The organism is Paenibacillus aurantiacus (assembly GCF_042431225.1).
Taxonomy (GTDB): Bacteria; Bacillota; Bacilli; order Paenibacillales; family Paenibacillaceae; genus Paenibacillus_Z; species Paenibacillus_Z aurantiacus.
Map to the genome: position 1 here is coordinate 393169 of NZ_JBHMDO010000017.1, position 14476 is coordinate 407644.

Consider the following 14476-nt stretch of genomic DNA (forward strand, 5'->3'; position numbering starts at 1 on the left):
GCAGGCAGGTTTATTCGGCTTCCGCAACCGGAATCGCCAGCAAGCTCTCCTGCAGCGGGCGGCGGGAGTTCGGCTTCTCGCGTTCCTTCTGCGACGGCTCCAGCTGCTCCGCATCGCCGCGATAGCCAAGGGCGATAATCGCATGCAGCTCCAGATCGTCCGGCACTTGGAGCGCCTCCCGAGCCAGAGCCCGGTCATAACCGCCGACGGCGCGCGTCGATAGCCCCAATAGTCTGGCCTGCAGCGCCAGAATCGCCCATGCGGCGCCCGCGTCGAAGGCGTGCGCGCCGTTCGGATCGCCGTTAGCCTTCTCCTTGGCCGATACGATCAGCACGAGCACCGGCGCGTGATCCGTCCACAGCCGATTCGCAGGCTTGATGAACGCGCGGAAGGTCTCATGCTCTGCCTCGCTGCGGGCCACGTAAAAGCGCCATGGTTGCTCGTTGCTCGACGACGGTGCCCACCGGGCCGCCTCCAGGATGGTGAACAGCGTCTCGTCGGTGACCGGCGTATTCGTATATGCGCGCGGGGACCACCGATTCAGGATGAGCGGGTGAACCGGATAGTCCGGTTTGCGGTACTCCGCGACCTCGGGCTCGTAGCCGTCCGTCAGGGACGTTGTCGGTTGAACGATTTGACTCATGATTATGACCACCTTTTCGTAGATTTGCCCCCCCTTCGCGAGAGGGAAGCCGCATACAGTCGGGCAGCCGCCGAAAGCTCATGCCATCGGCGGCTGCTTGCTTCCTCGCCCGGACTCGATACGCTTCGTTCAGCGTAAAGCTGCACGCGAATCCGGTTCCTGCCGGCACAAATAAAAAAGGCTTTCGATCGGAACAAGCCATCGAAAGCCACCACAGGTATGGTAGACCCATATTCATTTAAAACCTATCAGTTAAGTGTGATATGAGATTAGCATGCTCTCCGTTTACCTGTCAAGCTTGTTGTGGAGACGAGATCGGACCATTCATTCACGCCGAGCGATGCTAGATGAACAGACCCACGCAATACTTTGGCTCCTCGGTGAGTTCGTTCAGCGAGTTGTTGACACCGCCAACAAATTTAACTATTATCTAATTAGATTATTATCTAATTATAGGGGAGCGATGTAACATGTCTGAACAAAGATCGCCCGCACTGTCCAAGAACGATAAGCTGCAGCAGTCCGTGCTTCGTCATTTTTTCACCGCGCAAGGCGGCATCACGCACCTGCCGTCCCAATTGAAGAAACGACTCATTGTCCTCGAGCATCTCGCTGGCCGGCTGGATGCCACCAGGACGTACACGGAGTTAGAATTCAATGCCATTCTTAAACCGTTGAATGAGGACTACGCGACAATCCGCCGGGAGCTGTATATCCACAAGTTCATCAACCGGGAGAACGATATCTATGAGGTGAATGAGCCGGAACATTGGCGGGATTGGCGAACGCTGCAGTAGACTATCGAAGACGAGCGGGTATTTGCTTTTCCCCAGCATTGCGGGGCGGAACCGTTCGCATCATCGACGGATTTGGGATGTTGATGCAACAAATTTGTGTTTGCGTTGGTGGCGTGCGGGCGGGGAGATTGGCGGGTGCCAGCTGCGCACACGTGATGGGCGAGCCATCCCGACTGGCTTTAACAATGAAAAAGCGGCGGCTCCGGACCACAAATCAAGCCCAAAACCGCCGCCATTTTATTGAACCATCGCTCTCCGATAGAGCCTGCCCAAGCAGGTCTGTCGTTAGCCAATGTCTTTTTTGAAGTAGTAGTGATTACTCCCGGTTGGGGCTTCTTTAAACACAGCCACTTCCTCATAACCATGCTTCACATAGAACTTCGGCGCCTGGAAGCTGAAGGAATTCAGACAACATCCCCCCGACGACCCTGCCGCGATCATCTTTTAGGGTGAGATTGATCTCCTCATAGCGTGAGCCTAGATGTTCCGGCACATGTTTGGCATTGTACTCGATCAATTTCCTTCTAATTATAGGCACTCTCTTCTTCGTTCCCTGGTGAAATATCCGGTTGATTGGACATGGAATCCCCTCCCTCTCAACTTGTTATTTCCAATTGACTTTCACAATCAGAATAATAATCGTTAGCAAGAGTGCCCCTGCAATATACCATAGTAGATTCGTCCAATTCACATCATGACTGGGACCGTCATATTGGCCTCCATAGTTCGCTCTTATAAATGATTCATCCGTTATCTTTATCGCAATGGCCTCGTTGGTATTAACGTCTTTGATATTGTAGAATTCCGTGCCCTTCGGATAATGATTCGAGAAATTACCTGAATAGGTTCCTTCCTTATCTGAGTAGGTGGTGACTTTGCCGACGAGTGAACCGATTTGCTCCATCCTTACTGGATCGTCCGTGATGATATAGATTTTCCCTTTATTCACAACAAACGGATGTGCCCAGTCCGCATGAATCGTTCCCGTTGTAAAAAAAAGAGCTCACCAACCAGAGCGAGAAAAGCAAAAACAGCGACTTTCTCAAGCCCCATCCCTCCTTTGGATTTACCATAAACTTTTTTCGAACTTTACATGAAAAGAAGGACTTCCTATCTTGTGGGTAGAATTATTTTCTTCGTAAGTAAAAATTTTACTATTGGAGGGATTATTAATGAAAAAAAGGTTACTGAGCTTATTTGTAACCGCCACACTACTGTTCTTCGCGTCTCTGCCCACGAGTTACGCAGCCGATATTGTAATGGGGGGCTGGGATACGGATGGCGACGGAGCTATTGAAACTGTCTACAATAGCGGCTCCAATATCACAATTAAAGAATCCAACGGCACCTCGCGTATATACCCAATTGCAAGCAACTGGTATTTGGTGGGCGCAGCGGATACGAATGGAGCTCCAGGTGTCGATCTTATCTTTAATGTAAGCGGTACCGTCAAAATTGTACACGACGCGTCACAAACCACGAGCAGCTACCCTATGAACAGCAATTGGTGGCTCTTAAATGGAGGCATTGCCGATACAGACGGCGTTGCCGGAGCCGAGCTCGTGTTTAATGTTAACGGAAACCTTAGATTCCTGCATGATCGAACAGGGACCATGAAAGATTTTAACGTGGGCAGCAATTGGATTCTCCTATCAGGGGGCATTACCGATTTGGACGGTGTACCCGGCAGCGAAATCGCATTGAATATGGGAGTCGTCGGCGGCATTAAAATTTTCCACGAAAACACAGGCACTTGGAGCTCTTACGCCATGCCCGCCAATTGGTCGCTTGCGGGTATTTATAACCAGGATAACGTTGCAGGAAATGAAATTATCTATTCCACCTCCACAGGTACCTTCGCGATCAATGACCGTTTGAAAACAAGTTACGGCATATAAATCCGAATTTTTCCAAAAGCGCATCAGACAACTGCCCAGACTGATTAAATTCATTCTGGGCATTTTTTATTTCAGCATGTGTGCTTCGACGCCTCTTCTGCTCGGCGATCCGGACTTCATCCACAATAAGCTGTGCGAAAGCCATGCGCTAACGACCTACCTTCTCCTGGTTAGTTATAAAGTTCCCCGTCGGTCAATCTACCTGGAGTTCAATCGTCTTATTAGCCGTTCGGACTAACGTGTACGCATGTCCGTTGGAGTAGCCAACCAATCTGCTGTTCAGATCGGCTTGGGTAGCTTCTCTTTCCGTCAAAAGCTCGCCACTCTTATTGAAAATGGCACGTTGTTCGTGTTCCGTATCCGTGAGGAGAAGATAGCCGTTAAAGGAAGTGGTTGACCAGTTGGAGTCCGACATCGTAAAGGTGCGTGTGATCGTTGGTGCCAGCTTACCTGTTAACAAATCGTATCTGGCATAGATCATCTGGTCCATGTTCGTCTCGATGCCTAACGGACTTCCGCTAATGCTAGAGGTGTGGAGCGCAAGGCTCGTTCCTTCCAAGATGAACCCGCTCTCTACATTCCATGCGAGCGGAAGAGCACTGATCTGTTGGGCTGCCACATTCACGATTTTATAATACGGCTTGCTTTGTCCTAGGCTGCTCCCGCTGAATTTGGCGATTGCATAAGGAGCACGAAGCTGAGCGTCTTGGAGAATGACGTTCTCATATTTGTTATCGTCAGCCATCTCTAACGATAACGTAACGGAAGGTTTGCTCCACGGATACTGATAGACAGACAGCGCTTTATTCGTGAAGATAGCCAATTTCTCTTTCTCTTGTTGAAGAGGCGCTGACCATTGAATCTTCTCTGTCCCGGTTAACTTCATGTTGTTGTAGGTTTGTTGAGAGAGTGGCTTGCCCTCCTCAGAAAGCGTTACTTTCCGCGGATGCCGCTTCTCCTCGGTAATGACCACAATTTTGGTCGGATAGGTGAGCACCTCAACATCGTAAATGGAAGGGAAGGTCTGTTTCCATCCGATTTTGCCGGTGTTAAGATCGAGCATTTGAATTTGTCGGTTCTTCTTATCAACGAATAACGTTTTGCTCGAGCTTATGGCCAAGCTTTGGGTACTCGGATCAAGCAGACTTTCCGAATACGACGAAGGAGCAGCCGCGCTTATCGATGAAGCGCCAACGCAGACGATGAGCACGCTCAGAAGCAGCATCGTCCATTTTTTCATCATTGAAGACCATCTCCCAATTTCATACAATTCTTTCAGAATTAATGACGAATCGGAACTGGTTTTTGTTGCATTAGACTCCCGCTAACGTAGTGAAGCTGCCGATTGCAGCGGCAGCCTCACCTAAGTTTGGTATGCAGCTTAAGTTCCTACGTCCGCCCAATATCAATCACTGAGCCTTGAGCGTACGGCTCGATGGACGCAGCGCCCAGGATACTACAATCACGACAAGGAAAATTAAGGGCGAAGCAATTTCAACAAGGCTATCTTCTGCGAAAGCGTGTGATGCCGACGCACCGATAAGGTCAAAGACAAAGCCCGCATATGCCCATTCTTTCAGTCGTGGAAATCGCGGTATGACAAGGGCAATTGCGCCGAGGATTCTTCCAATTCCCAGCAATGTTAGCAAGTAAACCGGATAGCCGAGATGTTTCATTTCCTCTACTTGATGCTCTCCTTGGGCGAGAAAGAGTAATCCGCCTATGAATAAAAGCCCAGCGCCTACAATAGTGGCTATCCAATATACCGCTGATTTCATTTTTTCTCCTCCGATTGTCCGGTTATGATGTTGATATTAGCTTTGTTCATTTACATCACCTTCCATGAAAGTTATAATGCAAGCATAAAACTTAAAGTTCGCTTTAAGTCAAGGAGTTGTTTGCTATGGCTGGATTGAGTATTGGTCAGCTCGCGGTAAAGGCAAATATTAATGCATCTACGCTGCGTTATTATGAATCCATCGGGCTTCTACCTGCTCCTGAGCGTGTAAATGGTCAACGCCGATATGATGAGAGACTATTAGATCGCATCAATTTCATCAAAGTCGCACAGCAAACGGGATTTAGCATTCAGGAAATTACGATTCTGCTGGAAGGCTTCGAACCAGGCGACTCATTATCGGATCGGTGGGAGCAGATGGCCATGCAAAAACGCTCCGAACTCGAGGAACGAAAAAGACAGCTGAATTCGATGATACAGATCCTGGACAGCGGCTTGAGCTGCAAATGCCTTACTTGGTCGGAATGCAAGGATAAAATAGAAACGGAAGGCTCGTGTTAGAGGAGAGAAAGCAGCGGAATGATAACCCGGGAGAAACTAGAGCAGAATCAAATATGGCTTTATGTCGCGATATTAGTGGTAGCGGCCGGAATTGGGTTAGTAGCTCCTAATCTAATGTCGACATTAGATCGTCACATGCTAATTTCTGTCGTCATCGCCGTGCTGATGTTTGGCATGTTTACACAAATCCCTTGTACATCTATAAAGGAATCGCTTGGAAATCGGCGTTTTCTATGGGCCATTCTAACCGCCAATTATATCGCGGTACCGATTGTCGTCTGGTTATTATCTCAGTTCCTGCCTCAACAGTCTCCTGTATTATTGGGTGTGTATCTTGTTTTGCTGGCACCGTGCATCGATTATGTCATTGTTTTCACTCATCTAGGCCGCGGGAACGAAAAAGCTATGCTCCTAGCAACGCCTATACTTTTTGTGACGCAAATGATCTTATTACCCGGTTATCTGTGGATGTTCATGGGCAAAAAAGCTTCTGAAGCTGTGAATCCCGGACCTTTTATAGAAGCCTTTCTTATCATCATCGTGTTGCCGCTTCTGTTGGCGGTAGGCTTACAATTGTTTTCGAATCAAACTCGTCATTATGGCCAACAGCTTTTAGATGCCTCCGCATGGATTCCTGTTCCGCTGATGGCCCTAACTCTTTTTATTGTTGTATCCTCGCAAGTCGGCAAGCTATCCGACTACTGGGAGCTCATTATCAAGGTTGTCCCGATCTATATGGCATTCATGCTCATCATGCCGTTCATCGCTCGCGTTATCGTAAAATGGTTTCGACTCGACGTACGATCGGGACGAGCGGTTATATTTAGTTCGGGAACGCGTAATTCCCTTGTGGTTCTTCCCCTTGCGCTAGCTTTACCTGAGAATTGGAGCACTCTGGTAGCTGCCATTATTGTGACGCAAACCATTGTCGAGCTTGCCGGAGAGCTTGTCTATGTTCGTCTTGTTCCTAATGTGGTTCTACGTGACAACACAGGAGCCCCCACTTGAGTGGAGGCTCCTGTGCGTTTCCACGCTGCCCGCTAACGTAATGAAGAGGAATATGCGTAAACATGAAGCTCCGTCCGTTACCCCTCGTACCAAGAAGGAGAGAATTCCAGGTTAAGCATTCTCCCAAACTGAACACCGAATTGTACGAACCCACGACCGCGAGCCGTCAAGATTGAACCATCTTGGACAACAAGCGAATTGGAATAACGCTCCTCGTCAAATACGCCGGTCTGCACCCGCTGTTCCACATTCATGCCCACCGTGTACGCTTTATTTCGGAGAAGGCCCGCCTTTGCCAACAAATAGGGTGAGCTGGAGATCGCGCCTATTTTGAGTTGAGGATGAATACGAGCGCAAGACCGAATAAAGTCGATGATCTCTTCATTATTGTATAAAGTCGTAATATCCATACAGCCTGGAAAAAGCAGGCTATCGTACCGAGAAGGGTCGGCATCCGCTATCGTCGTATCTGGTAAACAGGTTAGATCTGATTCTCCCTTTATAGGGCCACCCCATACCCCGATTGTTTGAATCGGCTGCCCTCCTTGCTTCAGCACGGAGAGTGCAACCGCAAGTTCATACTCACTGAAAAGGGGGTAAAGTAAGACGCCAGTACATGTCATGTTGATTAAAACTCCTTCTATTAAGTCCGCTATTGTAAACATCGTCTTTGTTCCCATTAGGTTAAGAATAATACTACTATATAAGCCTTTGAATTGGAGCTAGATTATCGGATCGCCCCTGTTTTATGTCCGGATCCCCCCCTTTTATTTCTCGATATTTGGATTATGATGGGGACCAAACGGATCGATAAAGGGGATAACGATGATGGACATGTCAATGCGGCCTAATTGGGAAGCATCCTGGATATGGGGCTCCGGCGCCGAAAGTCCAAGGAACGAGTGGCGCTGCTTCAGGCGCTGCTTCGTCGCGCCTTCCAGCGCGGAGCAAGCTGTCATCCGCCTTACGGCGGATTCCCGCTACGTGCTGTACGTCAATGGCACCCGGGTTGGCCGGGGGCCGGTGCGATCCTGGCCGTTCGAGCTTGCGTACGATGAATACGAGATCGGGCATCTGCTGCGGCAAGGCGCCGAGAACGTCATTGCCGTGCTCGTCATTCATTACGGCGTTTCCACGTTTCAATATTTGCGGGGGAGAGGCGGACTTCTTCTCCAGCTCGACATGCCGGCCCTCTCCGCGCCGCTCCTCGCAACGGACGATTCCTGGCGGACCGCCGTCCACCGCGGACATGACCCCCGCACGTCGCGCATCTCCTGCCAGCTCGGTTTTACGGAATCGGTCGATTCGCGGGCATGGGATTCCGGTTGGACCGCGCCTCATTATGACGACTCCAGCTGGGAGCGTGCAGCCGTCATCGGGGCCGTCGGCATGCAGCCGTGGACGCGTCTTGTCGAGCGCGGCATCCCCCATTTAACGGAAGAACCCGTCTATCCGGCGCGCGTGGAGCAGCTTGCCGCCGTACAGCCGATCCCTTGGAGCGCGGTGATCGACCTTCGCAATCTGTTTGTTCCCGAGAGCGCCGATCACGCGAACAACGTAGCGTTCAGCGGGTATTTGGCCGCCGTGGTGCGCTTGGACGAAGCGGCTGCCTTCACGATCGGTATCGTGGACGACGGGCGAATCCCCTGCCGGATAAGCATAGACGGCCGGTGGCTCGAACGCGGCGACTATGCCGAGATCGAGAGCGGGCGATACGCGGCCGTCGAGCTGCAAGCAGGCGAGCATCTGCTGCTGCTTGACGTTACCGGGCAAAGCCATGGACACGGCTTCCATCTCGGCTTCGACTGCGACGTTTCGTTCGACGTCTATTCGCCCGTGCCCGGTCAAGCCGGTTCGGCTCCGTTATGCGCGGCGGGTCCGTTCGACCATGTCGAGATCATCGACCATCGGCCGGTCCGCTCATTGGATCGCAGCCATCCCGACTATTTGCGTATGCAGGGCGTGTCTTCCGCGGATGAGCTCATGCAATTTTCGGCGTGGATTCTCACGGTTGATCCGCAGCTTGTCCATCCGAAAGGCGTGTTCGCGCTATCCGTCTGGAAGAAGTCCGAAACCCGGCATTCCGTACCGGCCGCCATGCAGCACGCCGTTATAGCCGGCGCCGATCCGGCGGTCATTCCCGTCTATGCGGGAAGGGATACCGAACTGGTCATCGATTTCGGACGCGAGCTGTCCGGTTATATCGCCTTCGAACTCGATGCCGCGTGCGGAACGATCGTGGACGGGTACGGGCTGGAATATATGAAGAACGGCTGGATGCAGCATACGTACCAACTGGACAACACGTTCCGCTACGTATGCCGCGAGGGCAGGCAGTCGTATGAATCCTGCGTTCGCCGGGGGCTCCGGTATTTGGTGCTGACGATTCGCGGCGCGGCTCGGGCCGTGAAGCTGTACGAATTGAAGCTGCTGCAAAGCCATTACCCGGTTGCCGATACGGGGCGATTCCGGAGCAGCGACCCGCTATTGGGTGAAATATGGAAAATTAGCCGGGATACGACGCGGATCTGCATGGAAGATACGTTCGTCGATTGCCCCGCCTACGAGCAGACGTACTGGGTCGGCGACGCGCGCAACGAAGCGCTTGTCAATTACTACGCGTTCGGCGCACGCGAAATCGTGGAACGGTGTCTGAAGCTTGTGCCGGGCTCTTCCTTCCAGACCCCGCTGTACGCGGATCAGGTGCCCAGCGGCTGGAGCAGCGTCATCCCGAATTGGACCTTCTTCTGGGTCAGCGCTTGTCTCGAATATTACCGCTATGACGGCAATTCCGCCTTCATCGCCGACATTTGGCCGCATGTGAAGCTAACGCTCGAGAAGTACTTGTCGTTACGGAACGACAAGGGCTTGTTCGAACATCAAGGCTGGAATCTGCTGGACTGGGCCCCCTTCGAACAGCCGGGCGCGGGAATCGTGACGCCGCAAAACATGTTTCTCGTTAAGGCGCTGCGGGATGCCGCCGAGCTCGGTGCTGTCGCCGGCTTTGGGGCGGAAGCGGATTCGTTCGTTCGGGAGGCTGGCAAACTGCGTAAGGCCGTGGACGATCAGCTGTGGGATTCGGAGCGGGCGGCTTACGTCGACTGCATCCATGCGGATGGCAAGTTATCGGCAACGGTCAGCATGCAGACGCAGATCGTCGCTTGCCTTTGCGGCATCGCGGACGGCGAACGCAAGCGGCTGGTCGAACGTTATATCGCAAGCCCGCCTCCCGCCTTCGTCCAGGCCGGCAGTCCGTTCATGTCCTTCTTCTATTACGAGGCGCTGGCCGCGATCGGGCGGTTCGATCTGCTGCTTGCCGATATGCGGCGCAATTACGGGTTCATGATCGATAGCGGCGCGACCTCTTGCTGGGAGATGTACCCTTGGAGCGGCTTTAGCAACGATCCGCGCATATTGACGCGCAGCCATTGCCATGCGTGGTCCGCCGGTCCCGTCTATTTCCTCGGCGCTCATATCCTTGGCGTGCAGGGACTTACGCCCGGCTGGACCAAGGTGCGCATTGCGCCGCAGCCATGCGGCTTGGCGTGGGCGGAAGGGTCCGTGCCGCTGCCGCATGAAGGCCGGATCGACGTCGCATGGCGCGTGACGGGCGAAGGCGAGCTCGAGCTGCGCGTCGAAGCGCCCGCGCATGTGGAGCTTGCGACGGTGGCACCGGAAGGATACGCCATGAAGGTGACGTGTGTTACGGTCGGCGATTGAGGTGAAAGCGTCTGGCAGGGGAATCGTCGGGCCCGCCGCTCGATTTGACAGTGCTTTGGACAGACGGCAGCAATAGCCGGAATTGTTGAAGAACGCATTCTCGAAAGATCCGGCAGCCTGTGCCCGCTCACGACTAAGACGTGGCCATTGGCGGGGATCTACGAGGTGCGTCGTTACGCGCCGGAAGCCGTTACCATTCCTATAGGTGCTCGCGATTGACCTGCTCGTTGCGAATCATTTGCTCGAGTTTCTCGATGATCGCAGCGTGCTCCGGCGGCGTGCGGCGGAGACGAAGGAACGCCCAGCGGCGTTCCTTTTTCAATTGCTTTAGCAAATATATCTTTTCCTTCAATGTGAACATGGCTTAAGTGACACCTCCTACGTAGCGCGCGGACGCGGCAAGCGAGCCCGCGAACCCTAGCATACCATATGCGGCGAATTGGCGTCTTTTGCGAGGTGTTGTGAGAATGCCGCGTTGCAGCGCCACAACCGTGTGAAGCCGTTGAAGCCGTGCCGCTGAACGAGAATAGCCGCCCCATCGGGCGGCTATTTGGCTTTCTCATCGTGATTGCTCTACCTAAGCAGGCCATAATCATTGGTATGCGGTATGCCGACTCATTAGAAACCGCCCTCTTGGTCGATAACTCCCCACCTTAAACAGAATTTCCATATTCTTATATCTGCAACATATTGGACGTACTGTCGATAAAGATAGTATTCAGACATCTTAGGAGGGACAACATGCTTCTGCGGAATTGGAAAGTATCCACGAAAATTTTTAGCCTACTCATTCTCGCGATTGTTTTCTTGATCGTTATTGGGGTTTCAAGCTATATCTCGCTAGACAACGTTACGGCAAAATCGAAACAAATGTATGAAGAAAAGATGATCGCCTCAGGTATGATACAGCGCATCTTGTTCAACAATTCGCAAATCGATTCCTACAATTTGGACCGGCTTATTAATCCAAGCGCCTCCAATAACGCGTTTCAGTTGAAACAGATCGCCGATCGGGTTCAAGAGAACATTGCGATGCAAAAAACGTTCGAGGCGATCCCGATGACGGCGAGCGTCGAGGAACAATATCTGCTGTTCAAATCGTTGATTCTCAAGAACAATGACTCCAAAAAACAATTCGATGCTTACCTCGCCGCGGGAAACCAAGATGAGGCTTACAAAATATTCACCAATCAATTGAAACCGCTTCGCAAAGATATGATCAATGCGATTGATACCATCGTTAGAGATCAGCAAAGCGATGCCAAGGCGTTCTATGAGGAAAGCAAGAGCAGCGCGCAAAAGTCCAACACGCTCACGATTACGATTGCCATTCTCGCTGTTGTATTGTGCGGATTAATCGGCTGGTATATTGCACGCACCATTACAAATCCGATCCGGAAAGTGCTGGACGTCATGGCACGGATCCGGGATAATGACCTGACCGCAACAGCGGATTACAAATCCAAGGACGAAATTGGCCAGCTGTGCGAGTCCGTCAATACGACCGTAACCAATCTGCGGTCGATGATTAACCAAATTTCGGATGCATCGAGCAATGTAGCGGCATCGAGCCAGCAGATTTCCGCAAGCACGGAAGAAGTATCCGCCGGCAACATGAAACAAGCCGAAGATACTCAGACCATTACCGAATTGTTCAAAGAATTGTCCACTGCCGTCAACGACGTCGCGATCCGGACGGAAGACGCGGCAACTTTATCGGCTGAAACGGTATCGATTGCGGTAGAAGGCGGCGCTATTATTAGATCCTCCATCGTCGGGATGGATGACGTGAACGATAAGATGAACCTGCTGGAGAAAGATTCGGAGCGAATTGGAGAAATTATTAGCGTGATCGATGAAATCTCATCCCAGACGAATTTGCTCGCCCTTAATGCGGCTATCGAAGCGGCCCGAGCTGGCGAACAGGGACGCGGCTTCGCCGTCGTTGCGGATGAAGTGCGTAAGCTTGCCGAGCGCAGCATTGAGGCCACCAAACAAATCGCGGTTATCATCCGGCAGATGCAGCAGAACACGAAGAACAGCGTCATCGCGGTCTCCGAGGGCGTGCATCATTCCAGACAAACGCAAGCATCCTTTGAACTCATCATGCAAAAAGTGAATGAAACGTCCGAACAAATCACGATGATTGCCGCGGCTTGCGAAGAACAAGCAGCCCAAACCGCGCAAGTCACGGAATCGATTGAATCGATCGCCGCGGTCAGTCAGGAAACGGCTGCAGCAACCGAAGAGACAGCCGCCACCTCCCAGTCCCTTGCGAAGCTTGCAGAAGGGCTGAATCAGACGGTTAGCGCATTTAAAGTGTAATTGACCATCGGTTAACGCTATTGTTCCACGATAGTCGAAGGTTCATTCTAACCTTCTAAATATTTGATACGGAGCTTCCCAACGATCATCGAAATGACGTTGGGGAGCTTTTTGCTTTTTCCCAGCTCTCGAATCGGCGCCACCGGTAAGCTATGGTTCTCGTTCACGCGTTACCCCGCCAGTTTCAACCCGATCACGGAGAAAATAATGCCAAGCATACATGCAATTCGCAGCCAAGTTCTCGGTTCCCGAAAGAATAACATGCCAACCGCCGCTGCGCCCACCGTACCAATTCCCGTCCATACGGCGTACGCAGTGGCGAGCGGGATGGTCTGCATCGCCGCACTCAAGAACTGGAAGCTGATCACAAATCCGCCGATCAAGATCAGGTTGTTCGTCCAGTTATTTTTCTCGGCCACGCGTTTAATGCCAATGACGCCGACGACCTCCAGAAGACCTGCCGCAACAAGAAACAACCACTCCATTAGGCGCTCCCCCCGCCACGGCCGGACGACAGCTTCAATCCGGCAATACACGCGAGCAATAGCAGGATGAATACGACGCGCAGCGAACTGATCGAGCCGGCCGCCGCCGCTTCGACAATCGTCGTTCCTAACGTGCCCATCCCCGCAAATACGGCATAGACCGTGCCGACAGGCAATACCGCGGTCGCTCGAATAACGAGATCGAAGCTGGCTAATAGCGCAATCAGCACGACGATGCCGGGAATTTCTTCGTACTTGAATCCGCTTGCCCACAGGATTTCCAATGTCCCGCCCAGAACCACATAGGTCCAAGCCCGCGACTCGCTAATTCGTTTGGGCGCCTTATCCCCCATACCCATCATCCCCTTCGACATGTTGTAGATACCAATCGACGATCCGATCGATATGCGCCATAACCTTTGTGTCCAGGCCAAATACATTCGCCGTTTCGCCTTCCTCCGGACGAATCATGGACCAATACTTGTCGATCAGCCTCTCATCCTGCTGAAACCACTCCATCACAAGCTCGATGATTCGCGCTGCAAGCTGCCTGGAGACGGCGGATGACGGCGGCTCGTGCAGGTGATCCTTCACCTGCCGGATTAATCGTGCCCATTCCAAGCTCCGCGGGTCGTTCTCGTCAAGCTTAGGCAAATTGTTGATGATGCCGGCTTCACGCTCCGTGAAATTCCGAGCCAAGAAGTCTTCCCTGAGCCCGGGAGGAGATTGCAGCGCGCGAATGAACAGGAGAATATCCTCCGTTTCGATGCCGCCATTCATCTCGAAAGCATAACGGGTTGTCATCAGCAGCTTCTCCATCTCCAGCAAGCGTTTTTTCTCCTCCGCAATCTTCGCCAATTCTATATCGAGATAATTGCGCCAACGATTCTCTTCCACTTCTTGCCCCGCGGAGAGCAGTTCCTTGATCGAGGTTAAGTTAAACCCAAGTTCCTTCATCGCGATAATATGTCGAAGAACCCGAATCTCCTCCTTCGCGTAATAGCGATAACCCGATTCCGTCACAAGGGCGGGCTTGAGCAACCCAATCTCGTCATAATACCGGAGCGTCCGAATCGATAAGTTCGTCATTTTTGCCAACTGACCAATACGATACATAGCAACCTCCCTTTATGACCAAGTATACAGTCTCACGTTTACGTGAGAGTCAAGGGTTTCGAGCATGAATCATACGAAACGGCCTTTAGTCCAATGAAACACCGGACTCAGGCCGTCTAATTAGCGTTATATGACCCAATTCTCCCGAAAGGCCTGTTTGACCCGCTCGATCTGAACGCGGTGAT

Annotated in this window: 14 protein-coding genes; 6 read left to right on the top strand and 8 right to left on the bottom strand. The window is 52.1% G+C overall.

The window, feature by feature from the left end:
* Positions 1-10: 10 nt before the first annotated feature.
* On the bottom strand, positions 11-643 hold the full coding sequence (locus ACFFSY_RS10470) for a nitroreductase family protein (RefSeq protein ID WP_377493514.1): 633 nt from the start codon (positions 641-643) through the stop codon (positions 11-13).
* 470 nt (positions 644-1113) lie between these two features.
* Between ACFFSY_RS10470 and ACFFSY_RS10475 the strand changes: the two genes are divergently transcribed.
* Both ACFFSY_RS10475 and ACFFSY_RS10480 read left to right on the top strand, forming a co-directional pair.
* Entirely contained in the window at positions 1114-1440 is a 327-nt protein-coding gene (locus ACFFSY_RS10475) for a DUF2087 domain-containing protein (protein WP_377493516.1), read from the top strand.
* A gap of 1172 nt (positions 1441-2612) precedes the next feature.
* The gene (locus tag ACFFSY_RS10480; protein WP_377493518.1) at positions 2613-3338 is read left to right on the top strand and encodes a PA5033 family protein; all 726 of its coding nucleotides are present in this window, start codon (positions 2613-2615) and stop codon (positions 3336-3338) included.
* Between the two features lie 193 nt (positions 3339-3531).
* Here ACFFSY_RS10480 and ACFFSY_RS10485 read toward each other — a convergent pair whose 3' ends face one another.
* Both ACFFSY_RS10485 and ACFFSY_RS10490 read right to left on the bottom strand, forming a co-directional pair.
* On the bottom strand, positions 3532-4581 hold the full coding sequence (locus ACFFSY_RS10485) for a hypothetical protein (protein ID WP_377493520.1): 1050 nt from the start codon (positions 4579-4581) through the stop codon (positions 3532-3534).
* Between the two features lie 166 nt (positions 4582-4747).
* Complete coding sequence (locus tag ACFFSY_RS10490) at positions 4748-5116, bottom strand: DoxX family protein (RefSeq protein WP_377493522.1); 369 nt, start codon at positions 5114-5116, stop codon at positions 4748-4750.
* Between the two features lie 125 nt (positions 5117-5241).
* Here ACFFSY_RS10490 and ACFFSY_RS10495 point away from each other — a divergent pair, with 125 nt between their 5' ends.
* Together ACFFSY_RS10495 and ACFFSY_RS10500 are read left to right on the top strand one after the other, a co-directional pair.
* A complete protein-coding gene (locus ACFFSY_RS10495; protein ID WP_377493524.1) occupies positions 5242-5637 on the top strand; it encodes a MerR family transcriptional regulator in 396 nt (131 codons plus the stop codon).
* 18 nt (positions 5638-5655) lie between these two features.
* A complete protein-coding gene (locus tag ACFFSY_RS10500; RefSeq protein ID WP_377493526.1) occupies positions 5656-6645 on the top strand; it encodes an arsenic resistance protein in 990 nt (329 codons plus the stop codon).
* 77 nt (positions 6646-6722) lie between these two features.
* On the opposite strand, the gene ACFFSY_RS10505 is transcribed toward ACFFSY_RS10500, so the two are convergent.
* Positions 6723-7268: a DJ-1/PfpI family protein gene (locus ACFFSY_RS10505; RefSeq protein WP_377493528.1), complete on the bottom strand. Its 546-nt coding sequence runs from the start codon at positions 7266-7268 to the stop codon at positions 6723-6725.
* A 202-nt stretch (positions 7269-7470) separates the two neighbouring features.
* Here ACFFSY_RS10505 and ACFFSY_RS10510 point away from each other — a divergent pair, with 202 nt between their 5' ends.
* Positions 7471-10365, top strand: coding sequence for a family 78 glycoside hydrolase catalytic domain (locus ACFFSY_RS10510; RefSeq protein ID WP_377493530.1), 2895 nt, complete (start codon positions 7471-7473; stop codon positions 10363-10365).
* A gap of 199 nt (positions 10366-10564) precedes the next feature.
* Here the strand turns inward: ACFFSY_RS10510 and ACFFSY_RS10515 are convergent, their stop codons facing one another.
* Positions 10565-10699, bottom strand: coding sequence for a hypothetical protein (locus tag ACFFSY_RS10515; RefSeq protein WP_377493532.1), 135 nt, complete (start codon positions 10697-10699; stop codon positions 10565-10567).
* 407 nt (positions 10700-11106) lie between these two features.
* Here ACFFSY_RS10515 and ACFFSY_RS10520 point away from each other — a divergent pair, with 407 nt between their 5' ends.
* Positions 11107-12690, top strand: a complete 1584-nt coding sequence (locus tag ACFFSY_RS10520) for a methyl-accepting chemotaxis protein (protein ID WP_377493534.1) — start codon at positions 11107-11109, stop codon at positions 12688-12690.
* A 170-nt stretch (positions 12691-12860) separates the two neighbouring features.
* Here ACFFSY_RS10520 and ACFFSY_RS10525 read toward each other — a convergent pair whose 3' ends face one another.
* Genes ACFFSY_RS10525 through ACFFSY_RS10535 form a run of 3 tightly spaced genes read right to left on the bottom strand, consistent with a single transcriptional unit; the run spans position 12861 to position 14291 of the window.
* Complete coding sequence (locus ACFFSY_RS10525; protein WP_377493536.1) at positions 12861-13175, bottom strand: DMT family transporter; 315 nt, start codon at positions 13173-13175, stop codon at positions 12861-12863.
* Positions 13175-13528: a DMT family transporter gene (locus tag ACFFSY_RS10530; protein ID WP_377493538.1), complete on the bottom strand. Its 354-nt coding sequence runs from the start codon at positions 13526-13528 to the stop codon at positions 13175-13177. The genes ACFFSY_RS10525 and ACFFSY_RS10530 overlap by 1 nt, the downstream gene beginning before the upstream one ends.
* On the bottom strand, positions 13518-14291 hold the full coding sequence (locus ACFFSY_RS10535; protein ID WP_377493540.1) for a MerR family transcriptional regulator: 774 nt from the start codon (positions 14289-14291) through the stop codon (positions 13518-13520). The genes ACFFSY_RS10530 and ACFFSY_RS10535 overlap by 11 nt, the downstream gene beginning before the upstream one ends.
* Between the last annotated feature and the right edge of the window lie 185 nt (positions 14292-14476).